Origin of the sequence: Acinetobacter psychrotolerans (genome assembly GCF_048552595.1) — a bacterium.
In the GTDB taxonomy this organism is placed as follows: Bacteria; Pseudomonadota; Gammaproteobacteria; order Pseudomonadales; family Moraxellaceae; genus Acinetobacter.
Window position 1 is genome coordinate 299,041 of the sequence record NZ_JBIMDK010000002.1, and the last position, 26,096, is coordinate 325,136.

Below are 26,096 nucleotides of genomic sequence, written 5' to 3' on the forward strand. Positions count from 1 at the left end.
TTGCATAATTTTAGAACGCAAAGGTACAGCGGTTTGTTACAATGGACGCTTATTTTAAACTGTTAGATGGAAAATTAACATGCTGTCTCGTTTGGTTCGACAAATATTACAGGCAACCGTCTATGACGTTGCAATCGAAACCCCACTCGAAGCAGCGCCACGAATTAGTGAAAAACTAAATAATAATATTCGCTTTAAACGCGAAGACTTACAACCTGTCTTTTCTTTCAAACTGCGTGGTGCATATAACCGCATCAGTCAATTACCGAAATCTCAGTTGGAACGTGGCGTTATTACTGCTTCTGCAGGTAACCATGCTCAAGGCGTGGCTTTATCTGGTCAAAAGTTGGGTATTACCGCCATTATTGTCATGCCAAAAACAACGCCTGATATTAAAGTTCAGGCTGTAAAGCGTTTAGGTGGACAGGTTGTATTACACGGTGATTCTTTTGATGTTGCCAATAAATACGCCATCCAACGTGCAAAAGACGAAGGCATGACCTTTATTCCACCCTATGATGATGAACTGGTCATGGCGGGACAAGGCACCATTGCCAATGAAATTTTACGTCAATGGCGTGATGTCGAATATGTATTTGTTGCTGTGGGCGGTGGTGGTTTAATTGCAGGTGTCGCTGCTTATTTAGGTGATGTTGCACCGCACGTCAAAGTTATTCCTGTGGAATATGATGAATCCGCTTGTTTAAAAGCAGCTTTTGAAGCCAATGAACGCGTCATTCTCCCACAAGTCGGTTTATTTGCCGATGGTACCGCAGTGGCTCAAATTGGCGAGAAGCCGTTTGAAGTCATCCAATTACAAAAATCGGATAATTCAGGTCCAATCGTTGAGCGTGATGTCGTTCTTGTTAATACAGATGAAATCTGTGCTGCAATTAAAGATACTTATGACGAATGTCGCAGTATTGTAGAACCTTCTGGTGCGATGGCCTTGGCAGGTATAAAAAAATACGTTGCCGAACATGAACTTGAAGGCAAAAACATGGTGTCGATTGTTTGCGGTGCAAACATGAATTTTGACCGTTTACGTTATATTGCAGAACGTACAGAACTGGGTGAACGTAAAGAAGCTATTTTTGCCGTGACTATTCCAGAGGAAAAAGGTTCATTCCTTAATTTTTGTCGTGCTTTGCAAGGTCGCAACATTACCGAATTTAACTACCGTGCATGCAGTTCTTCGGCGGCTCAGGTATTTGTTGGGATCAGCTTAAAAGCGGGCGAAAAAGAACGTCATGACATTCATGAGTTTTTAAAAGCACATTATGATGTTGATGATCTGTCTGATGATGAAGTTGCTAAACTACATATTCGTTACTTAGTCGGTGGACATGCCGATATTGCCAACGAACGTTTATTCCGCGTGGAATTCCCTGAACGTCCTGGTGCATTACTAACTTTCCTTGAACGTCTTGGGCCAACCCATAACATTACCCTGTTCCATTACCGTAACCACGGTGCAGCAGAAGGTCGTGTATTGGTAGGTTTAGAAGCTGAAGATGCTCAACAGAACCCAGATGGTTTAATCGAAACATTAGAAAGTATTAGCTATCCTTATGTGGAAATTACCAATAACTTAGGTTATCAGCGTTTCCTAAAATAATATTTATTCAGAATGAGAGCCTCTATTGAGGCTCTTTTTTATTTTCTTTATTTTTTAAATCACTTGAATATCCCATTTTTATAAATTATTTGTTACTAAATCACTATATTATAATAGCTTACAACCAATCGATTTAAACAGAAAATATTACCAGTTAAAATCATCACAATTAAGTCGATCTTGAACAATCAAACAAAGCATAATGTTCAATGCTAATATCTTCGTCTTGAAATTGTTTATTGAAATGCTTACAAAATTTATCAATTTTATGATCTTGATTAGGTACAGCCAGCCAATAATAATGGTCTGCATAAATCAGTAATAATTCAAAATTCTGTGTCTTAAGTTGAGTTAAAATTTCTTCAAAAACAAGATCAAAGATCTGATCCTGCACATTGTAATAACGCCCAATAATTTCTTTATGTTTTTCAAAATGTTCCAAAAGTGGCTTTGCACGTTCACGAATCTGATGTTGTAGCGCTTGATGATCACAATGATAATCCTGAAATATGGCACTTCGTTCAATTTCATTTTCTTGGAAAGTATGCCTATTTATTTTCATTAAATAAGCACGATAACGATTTGCAAGTTTTTCGGCAATCATCCATTCAATGAACGTTTCAAAATTTCGACGCGCACCTTTTTTGGGAATACCTCTAGACTCCAACTCTGGAAACCAGCGTTGGAGTATTTTAAATATTTTTTTATCATCCATTTTTATACTTTCACTTTTGTGTTATCCCGACTTCAGAGCTGAAGCAGATTTTTTTAATGATTTATTTGTACACACAGTTAGCTTAATCTACTTTTTTTAAAGATTTATGACATTAAAAGCTGCTTTTTTACATTTGTAGCACTGAATTATTCTTTTTCAGATTGGCTACTCTCTACTTTAAATATAAAATATGAAAAGATTGAATATAATGATCTCAACGCGAGTCCGCGTGGTGATAAGGATTTTTTAAATTATGGCACTATTTGCTGTCATTGGTTTGGGTAGTTTTGGTCGTGCTGTTGCGTTAGAGCTAACCAATTTAAATCATGATGTTATTGGTATAGATTCACTTAAAAAGAATGTAGAAAATATTGCAGATCAGATTAGTCACGCAGTGATTGCAGATGCAACTGACGAGCATGTTTTAGATGAACTAAATGTCAAAAATTGCGACGCGGTTGTTGTAGCAATTGGTGATGATATTGAAGCCAGTATTTTATGTGTATTACATTTAAAAAATTTAGGTATAGAAAAAATTTACGCCAAAGCAAAATCTAAAGCACATCACATGATTTTGTCACATTTAGGTATTTCCAAAATTATCCATCCTGAAGAAGATATGGGAATCCGTATTGCCCAATCTTTAAGTTATCCGATGGTTCGACGTTATATGGCGCTCAATAATGATCGCTATATTGTTAAAATCGAAATTGGTGCTAATTTACAAGGTGCTCAATTTCAAACTATTATGGAAAATTCACCTGAGATTCAAACACTTTTGTTACAACGTGGCTCTCATGTACTGTATGAGATTGCCCCTGGAACAATTTTGCAGGAAAAGGATATTTTAATTCTTGAAGGCCCTGTAGAAATGTTAAGACAATTTTCAATACGTTTTTTATAGTTAGTAGCAACGATGCGTTTATCTAGAAAAGAACTGATTAATAAAAAACATAATCGAATTAACCTCAGCCCACCGAGTTTACTTGCTTTAGGTTTTTTGAGTTTTATTATTATCGGAACTGTTTTGCTGAAACTTCCTTTCGCAAATACAGGTAATTTGTCGTGGTTGGACGCTTTATTCACGGCGACATCTGCTGTGACCATTACAGGGCTTTCTGTAGTCAATATTGGCGACTCCTTAACCACGTTCGGTCAAGTTGTAGTGATGATTTTAATCCAATGTGGCGGTTTAGGTTTTATGACCTTTGCGATTCTCGCAGCACTCAGCCTATCATCAAAAGTTGGTTTAAAACAACAAATTATGGCGCAAGAAACTATTGGTCAAACCAGCTTAGCCAAAGCCACTTTTACAGTAAAAGGTGTATTCCTTTATTCATTATTTTTTGAATCTATAGGTACAGCCATATTAACTATGGCATGGTCGCATCATTACGACCTTGAACATGCTTTTTTTTATGCACTTTTTTATAGTATTTCAGCATTTAATAATGGCGGATTTTCCCTATTCCCCAATAGCTTAATGAGCTTCTCAGACCAATATATGGTCACATTTACCATCAGTATGTTGTACATTATTGGTGGCATTGGCTTTTTGGTTTTAATGGATATAAAACGGGCGAAGCGTTGGAAAAAATTATCGACAAACAGTAAATTAGTTTTATCTACCCTTGCAGGTTTGAACGTCTTTGCTTTTATTGTGATTTGGTCATTGGAAGCATCCAATCCACTTACACTCGCCCCGATGTCGTTTGGCGACCAAGCTTTAAATGCTTGGTTCCATGCCACTGTACCACGCTCATCAGGCTTTAATAGCTTAGAAGTGGGCAATATGAGCAATGCTTCGACCTTAGTGACCATGGTGTTGATGTTTATTGGTGGTGGGTCGTTAAGTACTGCGGGCGGCATTAAAGTAGGTACATTTATCATCATGATTTTAAGTGTATTGACCTTTTTAAAACGCTCCGATGAAATCAGAGTATTTGGTCATTCTGTTTCACACCAAGCGACCTTTAAAGCCATGGCAGTCATTTCTATTACTTCATTATTGATTTTAATTGGATTCTTCACACTGTTGATTTTAGAACCCAATAAAAAATTCTTAGATCTGCTTTTTGAAGCTGTATCTGCGGCATGTACCGTAGGTTTATCGCGTGGCATTACTGAAGATCTGCATGCAGGTAGCCAAATTGCACTGATATTCCTTATGTTTGCAGGACGTTTAGGGCCACTTACCCTCGCCTATTTAATTGCTACCCCAAATAAAAGCCGAGTGAGTCATCCAAATACAGAAATTCAAATTGGTTGATTTTTAATATTTTTTGTTTCAGAATTTGAGGATTAATTTTTAAATTCGATGTGTTGATTTAAAACAGTGATCCGAATACAAAAAAACCGCTCATTTGAGCGGTTTTTAAACATTAAAAATGTATGATCAATACCAATTCATCAGTGATACGCCTAAACCAACATAGGTCGCACGATGGTTATAATCAATTAAACTTTCGCCATAACCATCAAAGATTTGGAAATTCCCACGTAGTTTACCTTTGATTGGAAATGCCCAATCAAACTGCACCGCACCGTGTGAATCATCTCCGCCTTTGAGTGAATGACGTAACATCAATGAAAAATCATTTTCTTTCCAACGATAAAACGCCGTCATATCGCCACGACCGACATAGTTTTTAATATCTGGATTATTATCATCTTTGAAGTCTTCTTCCATGCGATACCATGGGCGGACCATTAAAGCGAAATTATCTTTTTCAAAACCAAGATTAAGCATCACACGGTTCCAACTTCTCGATAATGGATCTGAACGACCATTCGATTGATGATTTACCGTCACACCTAACAGACGTCCGTTCAGACCCAAAATATTATAATTGGTGCGAAATATTAAACTGGCTTCTGGTTCATAGTTGGTTTCTCGAAATGGACGAGATTCTTCACTATTATAAACTTGCCAACGTGATGATTGCGTATAACCGACCCATAAATCACCATTATTACCAATAATATTTTCCCAAGCTTTAGTTTTTAAAGAAATTTGGAATTTTGCTTCCATGGATTTTAAGTTTTGATCTTCATTCACAGTATTGTTTGGATTTGAACTGTGAGGAAATTCATTTTTCTTAGTTGTCCAAAATGCTGGTAATAAGTATACAGGCTGGTTCGCACGAATATTCCAAGTACCTAATTTACTATCTTGAGAAAGCTCCCAACGTTTGTCTAATAAAGACGTATTGGGATCAATCTTATCACCTTCAATGGCAAAAATATGACCTACTTTTTCACCAATTTTAGCTTTTAAAGAGTCAGGTTCAGCCTTTGCAGCTTCTATTTCTAAAGCTGCACGTTGTTCAGAGAGCAAAACTGGTGCTGGCGCAGTGGGTGTTTTAAATATTTTATCGTAACACGCCAAACGGTCTGCATTCGCTTCAAGCGCTACGCAAGCTTGAGTACTCGCAGGATTAACTTGTGCCGCATCATCAGCACTTGCAGTAGTCACCCAACCAAAAATGAGCATCATCGAGATGCTCGCATTAAGTGGTGTACGTTCAAAACATTTGAACGACATATTTTTCTCCAGAAAAATAATATTTTAAATACAGCTTCTTGCACACATCTCATTAATTTTCTGCACTGTATTCAGCAAAAAATGAACGAATATTGCGTTAAACAAGAAGCCTATTCTTTTAATTTACTTTCTTAATTTCGAAACCTAATTGCTCTAAAGTTTCTTTTTTCGCAACAGGTGCAACAACCGCCTTTACAGGCTTTTGCTCAATTAAATATTGGCGAGCAACACGTTTAAGATCATCGATTGTAACGCTTAATAAGCGCTCACGTAATTGCTTTCTAAACGCAGGCGTGCGTCCGTGAAGCAAAGCGTAACATGCTGTAATCGCTTCACCTGCAGGAGAACCTGGTTTATCCATACTTGAAACTAGACCTAAAATGGCTTCTTCAAGCTGATAAGCGTGTTGTTCTTTATTTAACAACCACTCCAAGCTTGCATCAAAATCTTGGAAAGTTTCTGCTAAACGTGGGTCACGATAACTATAAAAACGGAATGAACATGCATTACCGTCATAACTTGCCCCACCACCGTATGCACCACCTTTTTCACGAATAGCACTGTGTAAGAAACCATTACGTAAATAACCTGCAAGAACCATTAACGGTGCTGCATCTGGGTGTGCAACATCTACAGCTTGGTAAGCCGATGCACAAAATTGAACATTGGCTTGAATGAGCCAAGCTTGGTCAGTATTTTCTAAATCAGTAGAATCAAGTTCAACTTCAGTTAAATGAACAGGAGATTGATCGACTGCTAACTTATCCCAAACATTTTGAATTTCTTCAACCAAACGTTCTGAATGATGTTCTTCACAAACCAATAGGAATTGTTTTGGTGCAAGCATTAAACCACGATGGATGGCTTTTAATTCATCAATAAGTGCATTGTAAGCTGTTTCGTCTTTTTCAATCTTGCTGACCAAGTCTGTTAACCAGTTTAATGCACCTAAACCTGTATTATCATAATCACGTTTTGCCAATGCGCTCATATTACGTGAAGCAATTTGCATTGCATAACTATGACCTGAACCTGACAAACGAGATGCCCAACGTGTTTTACGTTGTTGTAATAACTCGATAATTCTGTCTTTTTCATCAAAACGTAATTGCTCAAAACCAAGTTTGAGTAATTTAATTGCATCAAATTTATCTGTTAATGACTTAGTTGTTAATGTTAACCATGCACTAATTTGACCTTTATCATCGGTTTTTGAGCGTAATGATGCGCCCATTCCAATACCACCACTGACAGCAGTTTGAATTTGTTGGAATTCTAAATAATCGTATTCACCTGCACCGACTTCGCCCATCAAAATTGACAGTAAGTTGAAATACGGCGATTTTACAATTTGATCTGGAATCTCAATCAAAACCTGTTGATAGTAAATACCATTGGTTCCTGCATGATAAAGATTCAACGGTATATCAAAACTATTCGAAATAATCTCTCTCAATTGACCTTGTACAATCGCCAATTCAGCAGGAATATCTTCCAAACCAACTTTTGGTAAAAGATCTAAATCATCAGGTGTTTCTTGACGAACTTTTAAAGCTTCAGTTTGCTTAATGATTTCAGCTTTTTGCTCATCTGTTAACGAATGACCAATTTCAGCCAAACGCGCTTTTTCTTCTTCAGCTTCTTTTGCAGATTTAGTTGCATCAGGAACTAAAGTCATTTGCACACGATGCGGATTATCCAATAAATGGGTCGTGATTAAATTTGACAACCACATTGGATCTTTTAACTCTTCTTTCACTTCGGCGATAGCAGTATCGACATCCCACACAGGTATTGGGTCATTATGATGAATAACACTACCTAAACCATTGAGAATAAGCGATAAACCATACGGTGTACCATCACCATTAATTTCACGTTGATGTAACTCAATCTGATGTAAAATCGCATCAATCATGTCTTGATCGATCGGTTTAGAAGCCACATCTTTTAAAATGTTTAACACGCCATTTTTAAATTCTTCTGCATGTTCTGCATTCGAACCTTGAACACCGCAATAAAACGTCATTTCATAGTTAGAATCATCCACACCCATGATCGGGCCTGTAGACTGTGCATAACCACAAGTTTCTAAATAATGACGCAATGGCGATGCTGAATCTTCTAATAAAATTCCTTCTACCAGACGCATACCTAAACGTAACTTAACATCACTCGATTTCGGCAATAACCACGAAATAACATGATAGGTTTTGTCGTTTAAATCTTCTGCATCAACAGCATAGGTTTCTGTCACTTCCAGTGGTGCAGTTAAACGCTGCTCTTCCACGGAATAAAGCGTTTCACCTTTTTGAAACTTAGACAACGCCAGCTTTTCAAACTGTTCCTGCAAATGATAGGCCGATTGATTACCAAAAGTCATAAACACAGCATTACTTGGATGATAATGTGACTTATAGAAAGTCACTAACTCATTGTAAGTTAGATCTGGAATATCTTTTGGATCACCACCTGAATTGTAATGATACGTCGTTTTAGGGAATAAATGATGCGCAAGTTGATGATAAAGCTGATCTGACGGTGCACTCATTGCCCCTTTCATTTCATTAAAAACAACACCTTTATAAACAGGCTCATCATTTTCAAGCTCAATACGGATGCCTTCCTGAGCAAAATCTAATGGATTTAGATTGGCTGCAAAAGCAGCATCCATATAGACTTCTAGTAAATTCTGAAAATCTTTTTTATTCTGTGTTGCAAATGGGTACGCTGTCCAATCTGCTGCGGTGAACGCATTCATAAATGTGTTTAATGAACGACGGATCATTAAAAAGAACGGATCACGCACTGGAAATTTTTCTGAACCACACAAGGCTGTGTGTTCTAAAATGTGCGCTGCACCTTTTGAGTCCATAGGCTGAGTACGGAAAGCAACAAGAAAGACATTTTCGTCATGTTCTGTTGCTAAATGAAAGTGCATTGCACCTGTCACTTTATGTTTATATTCAGACACTAAAATGTCTAAAGCTTCTACATGGTGTTGACGTACCAGCTGAAACGCAGGATGAACAGTTTGGTGTAAGGTTTCAGTGACATCTACAGTCATGCGATCTCCAAAATTAAATATTTATCTATAAATTGAAGTATACCCCAAACTTAAACAAATGCGATTCATTCCTATCAATAATTCTTATTCAATTGGTCAGGATTCAATATTTTTCATGATATAAAGAGTAGAATCCTATGCAATAATTTTCTATTGTGAATGCATTAGGAAAGTTTTATTAAAGTCTTTAAACCAACTTTGCAAGGGAAGTTTCATACAGTAGGAATAGAAGGTAACAATTGTCGTTTAAGACCTCGAATAAAAAGAGCTGTAAGTAAGACCTGCAGGTTTTCGAAAAGGGTATTGAATCATGTGAAAGCTTTGAATCTTGAGTTCTTTTATATAAGTAATGGCTTTGTATAGTGGTGTCAAAATAAGCAGCATACTTTTTGAAACACCACTGAAAAAGCATGGGGTTGGATTAAATGTTTAAGACAGAAACTCAAAATGCAGTCTGTTGCTAAACTTTTTGAAAAACACTGTGCCGATTATTATGTGGTTTGACTATATCTCTCTTTTTTTAGCCAACAAATGCAAATACCCCCTAAATAAAAGATATTTAAATACAAACAATTAAATCTAATAATTTGTATTCACTTCATCTTCAATATTGAGTTTTGCAACACCTTGTGAATTCGTTAATTTTTGCTGAATTTTAATACGCTTGACCATTTTCTCTAAAACTTCGACTAACTCTGGATATTCAAAGTTTTGTACTTCCTCTAAATTAAGCACCAAATGAAAGCCTTTATATTCATAATCAAACCATTGTTGATTTTCATTTCTGGTTGCAGAATATCTTTCCATCACCTGCCAGGTACGGACTTTACCTTGAATACCTTTTAATTCAATCGGTGCTTTCGGCGCACATAAAAAATCATTTTTGATTAGCTTATACGTTTCATCTGAGATTAAAATTTCATCAATTTCAGCGGCATATTGTAATCTTGCAGCAAGATTTGCATCACGACCTACAATCGTATATGCCATACGATGTACTGCCCCATAATTACCAACGTGACAATAACCTGTACTGATTCCCATACGAATATGCAGTGGCGCATAACCCATTTTGATCCAACGTTCACGCAAGAACGTCATTTGTTGACGCATTGCTAAAGCCATGTCTAAACAGTTTTTAGCATCTTGCTCTACGCCTTGAGAGTCAGGGTCGCCAAAGAACATTAATATGGCATCGCCCATAAACTTATCAATTGTCGCGCCATATTGTTTTGCAATTTCAGTCATATGACTCAAATAATCATTCAAAACAAAGGCCAAATCATCTGGGATTAAATTTTCAGAAAGTTCAGTAAAACCTTGAATATCTGAAAAGAATACAGTGATTTTCTTACGTTTATACTCAATTTTTGCTTCTGTCTCACCACGCATAATAGCTTGCCAAAGCTGCAAAGGTGCATAGCGGCTCAATTGATTTGACAGCTCAATATAGCGATTCATTTCTGTAAAATAAGTCTGCTTTTGAGCTTCAATATGTTTGATACGGCGATTTTGGTAAAAATTTCCTATATTTACAAATAGGATAATACTTACGAAGGATAATACAGAGAGCTCTGTACTTGTTTGTTGAAAGTAATCCTCAAAACCGAATACAAAAATAATATTGACATAAAAAACAACAATCGCGACAAGTGTTGCTAAAGACCCCATCATAAATGAAATTTTACTATTGATTGCTGTATAAATAAGGGCAAATAATAAAACAAAAGTAACAACCAGACTTAAATGAACTGCAGCCAAAGCCGTGAAAACAACAGCAATATCAATTAAAAAATAGATATTTTTTCTGACTTTATGACCATAACTGTATTCTAACCAACGTGATAACTTTGGACTGATTAGAAAAATAAAACCGATAAAAAATGGGACATAAATCTGATAATTTGCAATGGGTGAAGTGAAATAATAAATAATAACAAGCAAAGCAATAATCAAGTACCCCATAAATCTTTGGAATATTTCAAATTGCTTAGGCTCTTTATCTAACATACGGTCAATTGGCAAAATATTTTACCTCGAATGTCATTTATTAAACACTTCCCTTGTGTTGTTATATTAATCCATACGCCAGTCAAATGGCATTTCACCTTGCCCACGAAGTGCGAGCATAAGTGTTTGACGCATATGCGCTAAAACTTCATTGGTATAAGGCACTGCTGGAATACCAAATACTGGTTTTGGCCAAGCCATGTCATTTTGATAACGTACAATATGATGGAAATGTAATTGCGGCACTACATTGCCAAGTGCAGCAACATTCATTTTATCTGCACGGAAAACGCGTGACAGCTGGCTCGATAACCAACTCGATTCACGTAAAAATTGCTCTTGGTCTGCTTGGCTCAATTCATAAAGTTCTGAAATGCCTGGCACACGTGGAATTAAAATCAACCACGGAAATTGCATATCATTCATTAAACGACATGTTGAAAGCGGAAAGTCGCCTACAAAAAAAGTATCTTGAGCAAGTTGTGGATGCAAACTAAACATATCTTTATAAATGTCGCAAAATTAAAAGGATGGATAATACTAACACATCAGTTTTAAGGTGAGTATTGTTAGTCTTGTGTTTTGGCACAAATATTCACAATTTGATTTGAACCTGTTCACAGTCTTACTTTAAAGAATCGCAGAATTTTTTCAAGGCTTTAATGTAAGAAAATTAACAAAATTCAATCAATACCAACACCAGTTAAATAAAATGTTGTTGGAATAGGTGATTTAACTTAACCCACTTAATAGCTTATTCAGTAAATCTAAAATAAATTGAACACGTTTTTCATATTCTTCCAACATCACCATCACTTTCAGACGCTGACCTCCTTCCATACGAAACCATGTCGGTTGCTGTTGCATAAGCTTAATAATACTGACTGCTTGTACAGGTGTATCAGGTGAAAATTCAATTACTCCACCTCTACCCCCAATATCAATTTTGGTAATATCAAGCTGCTCAGCCAAAATCCGAATCTGATGCACAGTAAATAGTTGTTTAACAGACTGTGGTGGCACACCAAAACGATCGATCAATTCCATGCGAATATTATCGAGCTTTTCCTGTGTATTAGTATTACTGATACGTTTATAGAACATTAACCGTTGATGCACATCCCCCAAATAATCATCGGGAATTAATGCAGGCATGTGCAAAGTAATTTCAGACGTTAAGGATAATGGTGCATCAAAATTCGGTGTTTTACCTTGTTGAATCGCTTTTGTCGCCTTTTCTAACATTTCCATATAAAGGCTATAACCAATCGCATTCATCGAACCACTTTGTTGCTCACCAAGTAATTCGCCTGCGCCACGGATTTCAAGATCTTCAGTCGCTAACATGAATCCTGCACCGAGTGTAGAGGCTCTTGCAATTGCATCTAGGCGTTTTTCTGCATCACCTTTTAAGCCTTTAATCGATGGAACCATTAAATAAGCATAAGCCTGATGATGTGAACGTCCAACTCGTCCGCGTAACTGATGTAACTGCGCAAGTCCAAGCTTATCAGCACGTTCAATAATGATGGTATTGGCATTCGGGACATCAATACCTGTTTCAATAATAGTTGAACAGACTAGTACATTATATTCTTTATGATAGAACTGCTGCATAACCTGTTCTAGCTCACGTTCACGCATTTGCCCATGCGCCACAGCAACGCGTGCTTCAGGCACTAATTCACGGATATTTTCCGCAGCACGTTCAATACTATCGACTTCATTATGCAAAATATAAACCTGTCCACCACGAAGTAATTCACGCAGAATCGCCTCTTTCATAGTTTCATTGGTTTGTTCATTGATAAATGTTTTTACTGCTAAACGACGTGCAGGCGGTGTAGCAATAATAGATAAATCACGCATTCCTGAAAATGCCATATTCAAGGTTCGCGGAATTGGCGTTGCCGTTAAAGTCAGCATATCTACATCGGCACGCATGGCTTTAATGCGCTCTTTATCACGTACACCAAAACGGTGTTCTTCATCTACAATCATCAAACCCAATTGTTTAAATTGAATATTATCCTGTAAAATTTTATGCGTACCTATCACAATATCAACTTTACCATTAGCTAAATCTTCAATGGTTTTTGTATGTGTTTTACTTGTGCCAAAGCGTGATAAAACTTCTATTCGAATAGGCCAATCAGCAAAACGATCTTTAAATGTTTCAAAGTGTTGTTGTGCAAGTAACGTAGTTGGAACCAGTACAGCAACTTGCTTGTTGTTTTGTACTGCGACAAATGCTGCACGCATCGCCACTTCAGTTTTACCAAAGCCAACATCACCACAGACCAATCGATCCATCGGTTTAGCCAGTTGCATATCATGTAAAGTCGCATCAATCGCATTTGCTTGATCAAACGTCTCCTCATAAGCAAAACCACTTGAAAACTGCATATAACTGCTTTGTTCAAGTTCGAAGCTAATGCCTGGTCTAGCCTGACGACGTGCCTGAATATGCAATAACTCTGCTGCAACATCATGAATTTGCTCTAAAGCTTTACGCTTGGCTTTATTCCATGCATCAGTCCCTAATTTATGCAACGGCGCAAGATCTGGGTCGCCACCACTGAAACGACTGATTAAATGTAGATGCGTTACAGGAACATAAACTTTCGCTTCATCTGCATAATTTAGCTGTAAAAACTCATAATCTTGGTCATCAATATTTAAAGTTACCAGTCCCGCATAACGACCGACACCGTGGTCAATATGCACCACAGGCGCACCCATATTCAGCTCTGTAAGACTCTTTATCAGAAATTCTTCAGATACTTCCTGTTGGCGTTTACGACGGCGCTGCACAACACGATGTTCATAAAGCTGATTTTCAGAAATTACTGAAAGACTGTCTGCAACCACTAAACCACGATCTAATGGCGCATTGGTAATAGCGACTGAGAAATTAGATTTTTGAAATTCACCAAAATTTTCTACAACAGGAATTTCACCTAGACTTGCTCGCAAAGCATCTTTCAAGGTTTCACGGCGACCTGGGCTTTCTGCCACCAGTAATACAGGATGGTTCGCTTCATCAATATATTTTTTTACTGCAGTAAAAGGTTTTTCCTGTTTCGGATCGACTGGTAAACGTGGAGGCAATTCTGCTGAAAGATTTAGTGCACCCGATTTAATCTCGATAATTTCAGTTGAAGCAATAATTCTTGGGAATTGATTCAAATATTCAAGTAATTGATTCGGCTGAATAAATAATTCTTCTGGGGCTAATAAAGGCTGATCTACATTATGGCGACGATCTTCATAGCGTCGCATAACATCTTTCCAAAATCCTATTAAACCATCATCCAACTGAGTATCTGTAATGACAATGGAATGCTTTGGTAAGTACGCTGTCAGGCTACTTTGACCATGCATCGCTTCTTTTGTAAAAAATAACGGGAAATAAAAATCCAGTCCAGCCGATGCAATACCATCCAATACATCCGTATAAATTGGGTTTTTCTTTGGATTTGCTGTTGGGAAGCTTTCTGCATAACGATCACGAAATATAGAACGCGCTTCTTTTAGCGGAAATTCTTTGGCAGGTAAAACGGTAAAACGATCCAGTTTGTTTGTTGTTCTTTGCGTTTCAGGATCAAAAAACTTCAGACTATCAATTTCATCATCAAATAAATCTATACGAATGGGTGCATTCTGACCCGATGCATAAATATCCATGATACTACCACGTACAGCGAATTCACCATGATCATAGACAGTATCGACAAGGTGATAACCAGCTTGAATTAATTTGTGCTTTTGCTGTTCAAGATTAAACTTTTGCCCAACTTTAATATCAAAGTGTTCGCCCAAGACCCATGAGGTCGGTGCAACACGCTGTGCAAGTGTTGTCGCTGAAACCAATAATATGCCTTTATTTGGCATATTAGAAAGTATGGAAAGTCTTTCCGAGACAATATCTTGATGAGGTGATAAACGGTCGTAAGGTAAAATTTCCCAATCTGGGAAAATAGTCGGCTTTATACCATAAAATTCTAGTTCGCTTTCAAGCTGACCTAAGTGTTGATTATTTCGAGCCACCAATACAAACAGTTGCTCAGATTTCTCTGATATTTCTTTGAATAATAAGGCAGCGGATGAACCGAGCATAGAGCCGATCCAACGCTTTTCACCTGCTTTAAGTTGTTTTAAATTCAGTTCAGAGATTTCTTGTTTAAACATAATCGCCTTGGGTCTAAAAGACATGGGCAATAGTTTAGCATGATGACTTTTACAGTTCAGTGATTTTGTTTTATCTTATTGATTTAGACCTTACTAAAAACCACCATTTTACCTTCTGGATAATGTCCACAACAATTACAAGGAAAGCCATCTACTCAATAATAATCAGAAAATTGATCGAAAATCTATTGGTTAGTCTTGTATAAAACTGGAGGATTATTATCTAAAAATTCTCATAAATTGTATGAGGCTTAGGAAGTAAACATATCCACAATATAGCACAACCCACTAATATTAAACATAAAAATATATTTCATTCCGCATCCTCTCATAAAATAAATTTCACTTAAAAAAACTGAATAATTTAGGGTTTGATTCCGCTATGCGTGTTTCCTTATCGGTCTCTTTTAAATTCTTTATAATAATCATTGAGTTTCTGGATAATGACTTTCAGTTGTTTTAAGTTTTCTTCATTATTACCAAGCCTTGCCACATAACGCTCCGACGCAATTTCTAAATCAATTTTTTCATGAATCAAAATCGCTTTATAAAACAACTCTTTTAAATCATCAAAATTATTCAACTTACGGTTAGAAAAATACTCTAAACGCTCGGACAGATCATTTACAACAATACCATCAACAATAAAACCTTTGTCTGTATCCAGCTGAATATTATTTTCACGCAAAAAAACCTGTTCCGCACTGTCTTTATTGCCATTAAACAAAGCTGCAATTTTATTGAACATCATCAACCCCTCAAAATATGAAGTTATGATAACGCCTTAATGTGATAGATACATCCACTCTATTCGTTTTTTGCCCCATTCAAATGACCATAAACAAAATATTTTTGAATACAAAACTCATTTGTAAATTCAAAAAAAGCACCCAATGGATGCTTTTATACTCAATGAGGTTACGCCCCATATTGCTTTTGTAAATACTTCACAATCGCTTCAGATTCAAACAAACTCACACCTGTATTTGGATCAACCAGATAAGGAACCTGAATATCATTTTTATATCTTCCCATAACAGGAACGACTTGTTCACGTTTTCCTCCTGGTAAAGGTATGTATTTACCAGGTTTTAAACGTAAAACCGATGGACCTTGATCCTGCCAACGCTCTTTAGCAACATTATGTAAAACAAAAGGCAATTCCAATTCAGTTAATACACCACGAATAATTCGAGAATACGGACTTGCCTCAAAGCTCCATAATTGCAATAACTGCTGAGGTGCTTCACGGTTAATAATTTTTTTATCAATCCACACACCACGTGCACCATTAACAACAGTACCGACTAACGCAACTACTGGATATTTAGGATAATGTGCATATTTTTTAGGTGTTTTTCCACTTTTACCATAATGCTTAAATAGATAATCAACAATATCTTGTGACTGATACAGCTTTTCACCTGTATTTTCATCAACAAGAAATGGAAACATGAGTTTTCCGCCCTGTTCTTTGACAATATTTCGGTATTTAGCTCCACCTTTCGGGCAAGGATAGACTTCATAATCTAGATTCAACAATGTCATAACTTCACGGACACGGCGACAGAATGGTGAACCCTCAAACTCATACAGTTTTAATGCTTTTTCAGGCTGATTTGGGAACGCAGTGCCTGTTGCACCTCGTCCACCTGCAGTAATCGTAGAAACAAGCGCTTGCACGACTTTAATTTGATGATGCACCATTTTGTTATCCTTGATGATTCTTGGTGTTATTTGGCAACCCTTTTAAAGATCGACTAATTTTTCTTTTGCAACCACAATCCCATTATTATCAGCATAAAGATAATCACCTGAATTGAACGTCACACTGCCAAAATACAGACTTACACCCACCTCGCCTATGCCTTTACGGTTACTTTTTTGTGGAATTGAAGCCAATGCGTGGACACCAAGATCAAGTTCTGCAATCACATCGACATCGCGTACACACCCGTAAATCACCACACCATTCCAATGATTTTTAACAGCCGATTCCGCAATCATATCGCCCATAAGCGCACAGCGCATAGAAGCCCCACCATCTACAACCAGTACTTTACCTGTACCATCAGTCGCAAGTAACTCTTTTACACGTGAATTATCTTCATAACATTTCACTGTCACAATCTGCCCAGCAAAAGTTTTACGTGCACCATAACTTTGAAAAAAACGTCCATCCATCGATGGAATTAAGGTCTGAATAGCCTTCTCTGGATTGTCATCTAATAAATCACAAGTTACAAATGGAACAGTCGCCACGTTATTTCTCCATTATTTGCTATTTTGAATGCGTAAATTATCATAAATTTCAAACTTTTCAGTTTGAGTTTGTGCAGCCTCAACCATAGTATGAGCCACTTGCTCTGCTGTCACTGGCTTATATTTAAATGAATTGGGTACTAAATGTGAAAACTTAAGATAAAGTTTTTGTGATACATCCTCAAGCAATCGTTTTTCATTGCGCTCACCCAGTAGTAAAGATGGACGAATAATTGAATAGTACTTTAAACCCAGTTGCTGAATATACTTTTCTAGGTCACCTTTGACTTGATTGTAGAATATATTTGAATCTGGATTCGCCCCCATCGCACTCACCAACAATAAGTGTGTATCTGTCGTTTTGAATAAATCTGCAAAATGTGCATTAATTTCAAAATCAATGTTGTAAAAATTTTCCTTAGAACCCGCTTTTTTAATTGTCGTTCCCAAACAGCTAAACGCATGGCTATAACCCGCTACATCCTCATCATTCAGTAAAAGAAAGTCATCCAATACTAATTGTTCAACTTTTTCCATATTTTTGAGCCGTGAATCTTCATTACGAACCACGACTGTAATTTTTTCACAACTCTCAAGTAAATTTAGCTGCTGAACAAGGCGCTGACCAACTAATCCCGTCGCCCCAATCACAATTGCATTTTTTATCGATTTAGTCATTTTTTAACCATTCTCTTTACGATTCATATAATTTAACGATTTATTTAAAGTTTATCTGCATCTAAAATGTTGTCAAAGCATGTCAAGACTTGACTTTGATGTGTTATTTAATCACAATGTGGCACTTGTTTACGGGCTGGTGAAAATTCTCTGATGTAGGTTTTCAGATGCAATTTCAGCCCGCCCAGACCAATCTATTTCAAGGAGTGCACGAGTGGCAAACTCTGCTCAAGCTAAAAAACGTGCCCGTCAAAACGTTAAAGCACGCAAACACAACGCAAGCTTACGTTCTATGGTTCGTACTTACATCAAACGTACAGTAGCTGCTATCGCTGCTGGTGAATATGCTGCTGCATCTGAAGCTTATAAAGTTGCAGTGCCAGTCATTGACCGTATGGCTGATAAAGGTATCATCCATAAGAACAAAGCTGCTCGTCATAAGAGCCGTTTAAATGCACAAGTTAAAGCATTAGCTAACTAAGTTGTTGCATAGAAAAAAGCCCTAATTTAGGGCTTTTTTTGTGCCTGAATATTCTATATAGACCTATCACTTTCAATTATTTTTTACCACATAAAAAATTAAATTTTCTTCTCATGTAAGTAGCAACATCAATATAAAATCAACTTAATCCTGTAAATAAAGCAACCCTATTTCTTATAAATTATCATGCTATTAAAACATTTAGAATCAAATCTAGATAACGCTTTGAAATTTAATTTTCAATAAACTACAACCTATTGATTCCAAAAAAAATCAAGAACCAGTACACAGCCATTCATATTATTGATCTTTCACTTTTTATCTAATGTCTGAAAATCACGAATAGAAAGATCTCCTTTCTTCCCACGCCAGATCCATTTTAAATGACTATCAATAAAATGATCACCCTCAAACCAAACAAATAGACCTTCCATCATGTCAGGCCAATCACTTTCTTCGATATGCGTACGCTTAGAAATCACAGCAATAATTGCAGCGAGAATCGTGTCATGACTCACCGCAAGACTCAACCCGTTTTGCCCAGTTGGATGAGTTTCATAAATCAATTCCAGCACATCCACCACACCTGTTATAGGATGTTTCATTCCCGGCAAGGAATTATTTACAAAACTATTGATAAAACCCAAAGCACCTTGCTGACGAAAAAATGGCGCAGCTTGTTTAATATCCAAAACAAAACTACCCGGTTCGACCAACAAGCCTTTTGCTACAATTTCAATATGATGCGTATTATTTTCATGAGAAGTATTGTCAGCCCCCTGAATCATGAGAGCAGCGGTATCCACACAGCGTTGAATTGGGCTAGAAATACAATGCTGAATAATACGATCTGTATTATCAATCAGATACGCACCCCAAGCCTCTGCTAAATCACGTCCTTGGGTGGTGAGTTGCAAGTCATAACCTGCCAAACCCTGTCCCGTGACCACTTCACGGATCGAATGACGAGTAAATAGCGTTACAGGTGTATTTGCATCAGGCAATAAATCGATTGCTTTCAGCATGCTTTTCGGCAATAAATCTAAAGCCATATCCAACAAAACTCTTCTTATACACTGCCACTATAGCACATGGAGAAAATCGCTCAATCTAATCTAAAAATGATAAGATATCTATAAAATGAATATTCATATCGCACTAAAGGCTAACATTGGATAATGCTTCTAAAGCAATTTTTTTAGTTTCTACATTTCTATATGCAATAAAGCCTTCATTCAAAATTGTATCTCTTTGATTATAGGTAAATGGCACCGCATCCAAGCTAAGTAATCCACCACCAATACTCTCGAGTAGACCTTGCCCTGCACTGGTATCCCATTCCGAAGTCGGGTGAAAACGCGGATAAATATCTATTTCACCCTCTAGCATCATGCAAAACTTGTATGCACTACCTGCTTCACGACGAATGACTGGCAATTCTTGTTCCATATAATCAATATATTGCTGATATTTTGGATTTTTACTACTATGACTTAAACCGACTTGAATCGCATCCACTTCTGTATCTTTAAATTTACAATAGCGCTCCCAACTCTCACGAATAAATGAATATTTATAAGGTAATTCCGTTAAATAACCCAGATACATCACTTGCTCAGTCGGTACAGCAATAATTGAAAACAAAGTTTGATGATCTTGAATCAAGCTTAAATTAATCGTGAATTCATCACGCTCATGAATAAACTCTTTAGTTCCATCTAAAGGATCAAGCATCCAACAGATATTCCAGTCATGGCGATTTGAATTATCACTTTCTTCAGACAATACAGGTATTTCAGGCGTCATTTTTGCCAATTGTCCTATAAGGTAATCATTTACTCTTAAATCGGCTTGAGTAACTGGAGAACAATCATCTTTTTCATCAATACTAAATTCACGCCCTGCGCAATAATTCTGGTACTCTTCTAGCAAGATGTGACTTGCTTGTGCCAAAATTGGAACCAATTTTAAAATTTGTTCGTCTTGCGGTGCTTGAGCTGTAATAAACATTGATCTGACCCGTATGATGTCTGATTTTTGCGCTTAAGCGTACCACTTTTTTGCGCTTGAGTGCGTGAAAACTATAGATTCTAATAAATAAAGGCTTATACACGATATTTCACATGGTCTGTATTATGTTATTTTTAAAAATATTTAATAATTGGAAATGGTATGCCTAAACATCCAGATGTGGATTACACGCGGTAAAATTATCAAACAATTAATTGAAGAATTAGAATCTTTCGGAGATCAAAATTTATTCGTTGAAATATCTTTTGACGGTGGTGACACATCTATGCCTATAAGCCTAGTCGGTAAAATTGATGGTAAATGTGTTTTATCAAATTATGAAAATTCAACTGAGTAAAATGCACTCTATTACCTTTAGAGACATTCGTAAATTTCTTAGGAAAAGTTTTAATAATTTTTGGCTTTAACCTTAAACTAATCACATCCAGCTAAATTAAACAGGTAGAGAGTAAGTGAGTAAACAAAAAACAATAGACCCACGTTATTATTCAGTTAGACCAGAATGGGCTTGGTCAGAAAAAAATAAGGATTTAATGAAAGTTGTAAAATTGGAAGTTAGCCTTACAACTATTGATAATAGAAACATACAGGATTTATTTGATTTCTGGTTGACGCAGATCTCTGCTACAAAAAATACAACCAATGAATATACAATTGGAGGCTGTGGATTAACAATTACTCAAAAATCACATAATAAAATGAAAATAATATTATTTTCTGCGGGTCAAGATGTACTAGATTCTTTAGACTATGTCGCAGAAAGCTTATATCAAACACTAATTATGAATGATTCAAATATTCATGTTCACTGGAAAGAGCTACCTATTAAATAATTTTTAAAATATCCATCTTAAATTTAAAAACTAAATATATCTGGAATATAAAAAATCAATAAAAAAACATTCTAGTGCGCTGAATTCTAGAATGGCTTACTGTAAACATTGATGCTTGTGAATAAAATTCAGAGGTATTTCAAAAAGTATGCTGCTTATTTTAGCACCACTATACAAAGCCATTATTTATATAAAAGAACCCAAGATTGAAAGCTTTCACATGATTCAATACCTTTTTCGAAAAACTACATGTCTCCCTTACAGCTCTTTTTATTCGATGTCTTAAACGACAATTGTTTCCTTCTATTCTTACGGTATGAAACTTCCCCTACAAAGTTGGTTTGAAGACTTTAATAAAACTCTCCCAATAGTGACTCGCAATACAATCATAAGTAATTTTGAATTCTTCTATTCGATCTTTTAGCTTCTGTGCTGTAATGGCATCTCTACCACCCCATACAAAAACGACAATCTCTCCGCTACTTCTTTCATAAACATACTGCTACCAGTGCTTACTTTTCTTATCACCCACACATCTCCAAAACTCATCTACCTCCAACCCCTTTCATACGCTAAATTGGCTTATGTGCTGATCAATGTGAAAACCAAAGTTTTTTAACTATTTTTAATTGCTTTAAAACAGGGCATTTTCCATGCCAGTTTAAAATAATGAACTGAATAAATATTATTTCAGGGCGAAAAATATCCGTATAACGAGTATTAAAAAGGCTTAAAGCATTACAAAATATTTGGGCAGTAAACAAAAAAATGAAACTAGAAATTAAAAACCATAAAAATATTATGGATATGTCACACAATCATACAAATTACATACCTTTATTCAAATAAATACCCAAATTTCAAATTGTTCTACACTGCTCTATGTGCTATGAATAAGACTGAGTAATTAAATATAAGGGAGAAAATATATTATGTCATATCAACACATTCTTCTTGCTGTAGACGATTCTCCTGTTTCCTACGCTGCAGTTGAACATGCAGAGAAATTAGCACTTGCGCTCAATTGTAAAATCACCGTAACCAGTGTTATTGCTGTTGATCCTTTTAAAGGTGTAGATTTCTATCAAGTTGCACCCGCAGTAACCCAATATATTATGGATGCTGAAAAACATGCTTTGGCTCGTTTGAATGATATTCAACAATCATTGATTCATCATGGCGTAAGCCAAGTGGATACTAAAATCGTTCATGAAGTTCCACCTGCAACGGGTATTTTAAATGCAGCAGATGAACTCAATGCAGACTTGATTGTGATGGGTTCACATGGGCGAACAGGATTTAAAAAATTCTTTCTAGGTAGCGTGGCGCAAGAAGTTTTATCTATTAGCCCACTACCTGTATTGATTATTAAATCTGCTGATCTTTCTGAATAATTCTTCATTTTCTAAAATAAAATTTTTACTAATAAATAGGTGTACTTATGTCATATCAACACATTCTTGTTCCGATTGATGGCTCTGATATTTCATTCTCTGCAATTCAACATGCAGCCAATATTGCCAAAGGTTTTGGAAGTAAAGTCACTGCAATCAGTGTAGTTTCGGAAGATCCTTTTGCAGCAGCAGATTTTTATTATACTTCTGCAATGCTCAAAGACTATGTAGTAGAAGCGATAAAAAATGCTGAAGAATCATTAGAGAAAGCCCAACAGCTTGCGCAGCAGCAAGGTATTACGATTGCGACACTTGTGGTTAAAAATGCGGTTTCGGCAGAAACGATCACGACGACCGCTGAAGAAATTCATGCAGATCTAATTGTGATGGGCTCACACGGTCGTAAAGGATTTCAAAAATTCTTTTTAGGTAGTTTTGCACAAGATGTCTTGGGAAAAACAGCTTTACCTGTACTGATTGTTAAAGGCAGCTTCAACTAGCAAGTGCGACAGTTAAAAACCCAGCCATAACCTCATTGGGTGTATACCATTCAAGAGATTTACGAGGACAATTATTCAAATTGTCCTCAATAGTTTGTATTTGAGCAACTGTAATATGTTCGAATGACGATGATTTTGGCAAGAACTGTCTAATTAAACCATTGGTATTTTCACTCCTTGCTCGCTGAATCGACTTATACGGATGAGCAAAATACGTGGCTACACTTTGATTAGTAATCCTTTCATGCTCCGAAAACTCTTTACCATTATCAAACGCTATACGCATGACTGAGCTTTAATCACTCTATACAATGCGAAATCGTAAGTTTTGATTAGTAACACCTAAATGTACGATATCTACATAAAGACTTTTTCGATCAACCAAGGTCAATATTGCACCTTTATGATTTTTGTCAATGACGGTATCACTTTTAAAACAGCGAGAAATTTCGTATCTTTCATCTTGAGAAAGTTGGGTGTATTGCTTCATAGTGTGCTTTCCAATCGCAAGTTGAAAAAATCAAAATGATTATAATTCACCTAATTTTCTCAACCTATTACAAATGTGTTGCACTTCGCTTTTGAATCCGCGAAAGTATAATATGACGGGAAAACAGTTTTAATTTAAATCTCAGATATAAAAAATACCTCTTACAAGACATAATAATAACAATATAATCAAACACTTAAAAATAAATGTTGCAAAATTTTTGCACTACATATTTTGGTTTTAAATTTATGATCATTATTTAATCGTTTTAATTTTCAAAGCTAGTTGCTAAATTTCAATTTTAGGAAAAGTAAGTAAAATAGATAAGTTCACTTTAAAGCAGGGTCAAGGTAGTTTTAATTTCTTGAATCTTTGTGCAACAAAGCCCATGATCATTGTCTTGATTTGATGATGTCTATTTCCTAAATTTGGCTTAGCTTACATGGAGTGATTTCATGAGATTAAACCTTATCTATGAGTTAAATATTCATCGTAAAAATCACACAATTAGGCCTTATTTTATATTCTTTTAAGAAATACTATTCCGCCAAATAAATCGAAACAAAATAGAGATTTTAATAAATTAGAAATTACGCACACCACTGTGTAGAACCATAAAAAATAATATCGAAATACCATAATACTGTCATAAGCGCTTATCATTTTACGCCAAAAAATCAAATATAGTTGCCTAAAATAGCACTTTCAACCCTGTCTACTGATTGACCTATAGAGTAATTACTCTAATAATATAAGCCATGTTTCAGAAAGGATCCGCTGAAACTATAAAAAATATTGAACTTTAAGGAGGCTTGTAATGAGTCAATTTTCTAAAATTGTATTGCCAATAGCATGCCTATTATCTACAAATTTAGCGTACGCGGATTCTTCAGATTTTAAACGTTGGGCAGTCAGTGCGGGCTGGATGCATGTGATGCCACAAGGAAAAGCCAATTCCACCCATGTAACTACCAGTGTTGAAGAAGGCGGCAGCTATGGCGTTGGGTCATTATGGGGTGCGGATCTTGGGAAATATGCAATTAATAGTGATGAATTAACTGGTATGGGCAAATTGATGTTTAACAGTTTTATCAAAAACAGCCAAACAAAGCCTGAATATAAAGTACCTAACAGCCTCATGAATGGTGCGAAATCTGATATTTCAGGAATCTCAGATTATACTGCTGCGGGTGGTATGGAAGCTGAAAATACAGATACCTTGGGCTTAACCCTGAGTTATTTTGTGAATGATAATGTTTCTTTAGAATTGATCGGTGGCATTCCTCCAAAAGTCGATATTAAAGGTGTGGGTGAGATTAGAGCCGTTGCATTATCTACTGCCAATTCACCTCCGCCACTTGGAACACCGCCTACCTATTTAAATGGTTTAAAACTGCTTAAAGATACCTTAATTACTGATCTTGGCGCACATGGTAAGGTTGCTGAAGTCACTGCTTGGACTCCAGCAGCTACCGTTAAATACCATTTTGGTACATCAGGCAAGGATCGATTCCGCCCATTTGTTGGTGCAGGTGTTACATATGGCCATTTCAATAAATTAAAACTCAATAGCGGTGTAGAAGAAGACTTAATTCAAGCTGGCTATATGATTGATAATATTTTAAGTGGTCGTGCAGGAGAAGCGCTACATGGCGGTAAAGGTAGTTCTACTGCCACGCCTGAAGTTAAGGTTAAAACCAGTGATGCTTTTGCACCGGTGTTTACTGCAGGCTTTACTTTTGATTTTACAGAACGCTGGTTTTCCACAGGTTCATTAAGCTATATGCCAAACTTTAATAATGTGGCCACGGTTACAGTCACAGATACCACAACAGGAAAAGAGTTGATTAAATCGACCACTAAAATAGACTTAGACCCATTAGTGACTTATGTGGGTGTGGGCTATCGTTTCTAATATAGGCACTGTTTAACATTTATATGTGCTCATTCATTGTAATGGGCCTTATACGAAAAAGCCCTCTCCCTAAAGGGCTTTTTCAAACAATCCCCCTTATATCTGCCAGAGATTAAAGCACTTTCACAATCGTCCTATGCTTCGCCCTACATTCATTATATTTTGCAACCGTACCAATGATCCATAGCATATTTTCTTTACCCTGCCCTGACTCTAGTTTTAAGAATTTAGCGCAAGGTATGATTCAAATATGAAGCGAAAATTATTAAGTGTTATTCACCAATTAAAATGTCTATGCGATAAACCATTTAAAATGTCCTGTTTTTAACCACAAGAGTCAAGCACAGGATTTAACTTTCTTTGTTCA

21 protein-coding genes and 3 pseudogenes are annotated in these 26,096 nt (G+C 36.4%); 10 read left to right on the forward strand and 14 right to left on the reverse strand.

Annotation, left to right across the window (positions count from 1 at the left end; all coding sequences use genetic code 11):
* Window positions 1-79 precede the first annotated feature (79 nt).
* A complete protein-coding gene (gene ilvA / locus ACG94X_RS03225) occupies window positions 80-1,618 on the forward strand; it encodes a threonine ammonia-lyase, biosynthetic (RefSeq protein ID WP_419382284.1) in 1,539 nt (512 codons plus the stop codon).
* Between the two features lie 169 nt (window positions 1,619-1,787).
* Here ilvA and ACG94X_RS03230 read toward each other — a convergent pair whose 3' ends face one another.
* A complete protein-coding gene (locus ACG94X_RS03230) occupies window positions 1,788-2,333 on the reverse strand; it encodes a hypothetical protein (RefSeq protein ID WP_419382285.1) in 546 nt (181 codons plus the stop codon).
* A 253-nt stretch (window positions 2,334-2,586) separates the two neighbouring features.
* Between ACG94X_RS03230 and ACG94X_RS03235 the strand changes: the two genes are divergently transcribed.
* A complete protein-coding gene (locus tag ACG94X_RS03235; RefSeq protein WP_419382286.1) occupies window positions 2,587-3,237 on the forward strand; it encodes a potassium channel family protein in 651 nt (216 codons plus the stop codon).
* A 12-nt stretch (window positions 3,238-3,249) separates the two neighbouring features.
* Window positions 3,250-4,602: a TrkH family potassium uptake protein gene (locus ACG94X_RS03240; protein WP_419382287.1), complete on the forward strand. Its 1,353-nt coding sequence runs from the start codon at window positions 3,250-3,252 to the stop codon at window positions 4,600-4,602.
* Window positions 4,603-4,728: 126 nt separating this feature from the next.
* On the opposite strand, the gene ACG94X_RS03245 is transcribed toward ACG94X_RS03240, so the two are convergent.
* Entirely contained in the window at window positions 4,729-5,829 is a 1,101-nt protein-coding gene (locus ACG94X_RS03245; RefSeq protein WP_419382320.1) for a phospholipase A, read from the reverse strand.
* A 166-nt stretch (window positions 5,830-5,995) separates the two neighbouring features.
* Window positions 5,996-8,944, reverse strand: coding sequence for an insulinase family protein (locus tag ACG94X_RS03250; protein ID WP_419382288.1), 2,949 nt, complete (start codon window positions 8,942-8,944; stop codon window positions 5,996-5,998).
* Window positions 8,945-9,112: 168 nt separating this feature from the next.
* Between ACG94X_RS03250 and ACG94X_RS16960 the strand changes: the two are divergent.
* Window positions 9,113-9,307, forward strand: a pseudogene (locus ACG94X_RS16960) (IS1 family transposase); the annotation flags it as partial.
* A 216-nt stretch (window positions 9,308-9,523) separates the two neighbouring features.
* Here ACG94X_RS16960 and ACG94X_RS03255 read toward each other — a convergent pair.
* The 7 genes from ACG94X_RS03255 to ACG94X_RS03285 form a co-directional block, all read right to left on the reverse strand.
* Window positions 9,524-10,969: an adenylate/guanylate cyclase domain-containing protein gene (locus ACG94X_RS03255; protein WP_419382289.1), complete on the reverse strand. Its 1,446-nt coding sequence runs from the start codon at window positions 10,967-10,969 to the stop codon at window positions 9,524-9,526.
* A 51-nt stretch (window positions 10,970-11,020) separates the two neighbouring features.
* Entirely contained in the window at window positions 11,021-11,455 is a 435-nt protein-coding gene (locus ACG94X_RS03260) for an HIT domain-containing protein (protein WP_419382290.1), read from the reverse strand.
* A gap of 231 nt (window positions 11,456-11,686) precedes the next feature.
* A complete protein-coding gene (mfd, locus tag ACG94X_RS03265) occupies window positions 11,687-15,145 on the reverse strand; it encodes a transcription-repair coupling factor (RefSeq protein ID WP_419382291.1) in 3,459 nt (1,152 codons plus the stop codon).
* Between the two features lie 394 nt (window positions 15,146-15,539).
* Entirely contained in the window at window positions 15,540-15,893 is a 354-nt protein-coding gene (locus tag ACG94X_RS03270) for a hypothetical protein (RefSeq protein ID WP_419382292.1), read from the reverse strand.
* A 170-nt stretch (window positions 15,894-16,063) separates the two neighbouring features.
* The gene (locus ACG94X_RS03275) at window positions 16,064-16,852 is read right to left on the reverse strand and encodes a glutathione S-transferase N-terminal domain-containing protein (protein WP_419382293.1); all 789 of its coding nucleotides are present in this window, start codon (window positions 16,850-16,852) and stop codon (window positions 16,064-16,066) included.
* 42 nt (window positions 16,853-16,894) lie between these two features.
* Complete coding sequence (gene rraA, locus ACG94X_RS03280; RefSeq protein WP_419382294.1) at window positions 16,895-17,407, reverse strand: ribonuclease E activity regulator RraA; 513 nt, start codon at window positions 17,405-17,407, stop codon at window positions 16,895-16,897.
* A gap of 12 nt (window positions 17,408-17,419) precedes the next feature.
* Entirely contained in the window at window positions 17,420-18,085 is a 666-nt protein-coding gene (locus tag ACG94X_RS03285) for an NAD(P)H-binding protein (protein ID WP_419382295.1), read from the reverse strand.
* Window positions 18,086-18,299: 214 nt separating this feature from the next.
* Here ACG94X_RS03285 and rpsT point away from each other — a divergent pair, with 214 nt between their 5' ends.
* Window positions 18,300-18,566 carry a 30S ribosomal protein S20 gene (gene rpsT / locus ACG94X_RS03290; protein ID WP_419382296.1) on the forward strand — a complete coding sequence of 89 codons (267 nt, stop codon included), beginning with the start codon at window positions 18,300-18,302 and terminating at the stop codon, window positions 18,564-18,566.
* 311 nt (window positions 18,567-18,877) lie between these two features.
* Here rpsT and ACG94X_RS03295 read toward each other — a convergent pair whose 3' ends face one another.
* On the reverse strand, window positions 18,878-19,618 hold the full coding sequence (locus ACG94X_RS03295; protein WP_419382297.1) for a histidine phosphatase family protein: 741 nt from the start codon (window positions 19,616-19,618) through the stop codon (window positions 18,878-18,880).
* A 106-nt stretch (window positions 19,619-19,724) separates the two neighbouring features.
* A complete protein-coding gene (locus tag ACG94X_RS03300; RefSeq protein ID WP_419382298.1) occupies window positions 19,725-20,576 on the reverse strand; it encodes a 3'(2'),5'-bisphosphate nucleotidase CysQ family protein in 852 nt (283 codons plus the stop codon).
* A gap of 178 nt (window positions 20,577-20,754) precedes the next feature.
* Here ACG94X_RS03300 and ACG94X_RS03305 point away from each other — a divergent pair, with 178 nt between their 5' ends.
* Window positions 20,755-20,934, forward strand: coding sequence for a hypothetical protein (locus tag ACG94X_RS03305; protein ID WP_419382299.1), 180 nt, complete (start codon window positions 20,755-20,757; stop codon window positions 20,932-20,934).
* Between the two features lie 115 nt (window positions 20,935-21,049).
* Window positions 21,050-21,430 (forward strand): hypothetical protein, encoded by a 381-nt coding sequence (locus ACG94X_RS03310; RefSeq protein ID WP_419382300.1) that lies wholly within the window; start codon window positions 21,050-21,052, stop codon window positions 21,428-21,430.
* Window positions 21,431-21,599: 169 nt separating this feature from the next.
* On the opposite strand, the pseudogene ACG94X_RS03315 reads toward ACG94X_RS03310, so the two are convergent.
* Window positions 21,600-21,746 (reverse strand): annotated as a pseudogene (locus ACG94X_RS03315) (IS1 family transposase); the annotation flags it as partial.
* 616 nt (window positions 21,747-22,362) lie between these two features.
* Between ACG94X_RS03315 and ACG94X_RS03320 the strand changes: the two are divergent.
* Both ACG94X_RS03320 and ACG94X_RS03325 read left to right on the forward strand, forming a co-directional pair.
* Window positions 22,363-22,824, forward strand: a complete 462-nt coding sequence (locus ACG94X_RS03320; RefSeq protein WP_419382301.1) for a universal stress protein — start codon at window positions 22,363-22,365, stop codon at window positions 22,822-22,824.
* Between the two features lie 47 nt (window positions 22,825-22,871).
* The gene (locus tag ACG94X_RS03325) at window positions 22,872-23,324 is read left to right on the forward strand and encodes a universal stress protein (protein WP_419382302.1); all 453 of its coding nucleotides are present in this window, start codon (window positions 22,872-22,874) and stop codon (window positions 23,322-23,324) included.
* Here ACG94X_RS03325 and ACG94X_RS03330 read toward each other — a convergent pair.
* A pseudogene (locus ACG94X_RS03330) lies at window positions 23,317-23,760 on the reverse strand (IS30 family transposase); the annotation flags it as partial. The gene ACG94X_RS03325 and the pseudogene ACG94X_RS03330 sit on opposite strands and share 8 nt — an antisense overlap.
* An 871-nt stretch (window positions 23,761-24,631) precedes the next feature.
* Between ACG94X_RS03330 and ACG94X_RS03335 the strand changes: the two are divergent.
* On the forward strand, window positions 24,632-25,729 hold the full coding sequence (locus ACG94X_RS03335; protein WP_419382303.1) for an OmpW/AlkL family protein: 1,098 nt from the start codon (window positions 24,632-24,634) through the stop codon (window positions 25,727-25,729).
* Window positions 25,730-26,096 lie beyond the last annotated feature (367 nt).

What these genes read in the sequence shown, in the direction of transcription:
- ilvA (WP_419382284.1), top strand. Translation starts at nt 80, where the DNA reads ATGCTGTCTCGTTTGGTTCGACAAATATTACAGGCAACCGTCTATGAC.
- ACG94X_RS03230 (WP_419382285.1), bottom strand. Translation starts at nt 2,333, where the DNA reads ATGGATGATAAAAAAATATTTAAAATACTCCAACGCTGGTTTCCAGAG.
- ACG94X_RS03235 (WP_419382286.1), top strand. Translation starts at nt 2,587, where the DNA reads ATGGCACTATTTGCTGTCATTGGTTTGGGTAGTTTTGGTCGTGCTGTT.
- ACG94X_RS03240 (WP_419382287.1), top strand. Translation starts at nt 3,250, where the DNA reads ATGCGTTTATCTAGAAAAGAACTGATTAATAAAAAACATAATCGAATT.
- ACG94X_RS03245 (WP_419382320.1), bottom strand. Translation starts at nt 5,829, where the DNA reads ATGATGCTCATTTTTGGTTGGGTGACTACTGCAAGTGCTGATGATGCG.
- ACG94X_RS03250 (WP_419382288.1), bottom strand. Translation starts at nt 8,944, where the DNA reads ATGACTGTAGATGTCACTGAAACCTTACACCAAACTGTTCATCCTGCG.
- ACG94X_RS03260 (WP_419382290.1), bottom strand. Translation starts at nt 11,455, where the DNA reads ATGTTTAGTTTGCATCCACAACTTGCTCAAGATACTTTTTTTGTAGGC.
- mfd (WP_419382291.1), bottom strand. Translation starts at nt 15,145, where the DNA reads ATGTTTAAACAAGAAATCTCTGAACTGAATTTAAAACAACTTAAAGCA.
- ACG94X_RS03270 (WP_419382292.1), bottom strand. Translation starts at nt 15,893, where the DNA reads ATGTTCAATAAAATTGCAGCTTTGTTTAATGGCAATAAAGACAGTGCG.
- ACG94X_RS03275 (WP_419382293.1), bottom strand. Translation starts at nt 16,852, where the DNA reads ATGGTGCATCATCAAATTAAAGTCGTGCAAGCGCTTGTTTCTACGATT.
- ACG94X_RS03285 (WP_419382295.1), bottom strand. Translation starts at nt 18,085, where the DNA reads ATGACTAAATCGATAAAAAATGCAATTGTGATTGGGGCGACGGGATTA.
- ACG94X_RS03295 (WP_419382297.1), bottom strand. Translation starts at nt 19,618, where the DNA reads ATGGCTTTAGATTTATTGCCGAAAAGCATGCTGAAAGCAATCGATTTA.
- ACG94X_RS03300 (WP_419382298.1), bottom strand. Translation starts at nt 20,576, where the DNA reads ATGTTTATTACAGCTCAAGCACCGCAAGACGAACAAATTTTAAAATTG.
- ACG94X_RS03305 (WP_419382299.1), top strand. Translation starts at nt 20,755, where the DNA reads ATGTGGATTACACGCGGTAAAATTATCAAACAATTAATTGAAGAATTA.
- ACG94X_RS03320 (WP_419382301.1), top strand. Translation starts at nt 22,363, where the DNA reads ATGTCATATCAACACATTCTTCTTGCTGTAGACGATTCTCCTGTTTCC.
- ACG94X_RS03325 (WP_419382302.1), top strand. Translation starts at nt 22,872, where the DNA reads ATGTCATATCAACACATTCTTGTTCCGATTGATGGCTCTGATATTTCA.
- ACG94X_RS03335 (WP_419382303.1), top strand. Translation starts at nt 24,632, where the DNA reads ATGAGTCAATTTTCTAAAATTGTATTGCCAATAGCATGCCTATTATCT.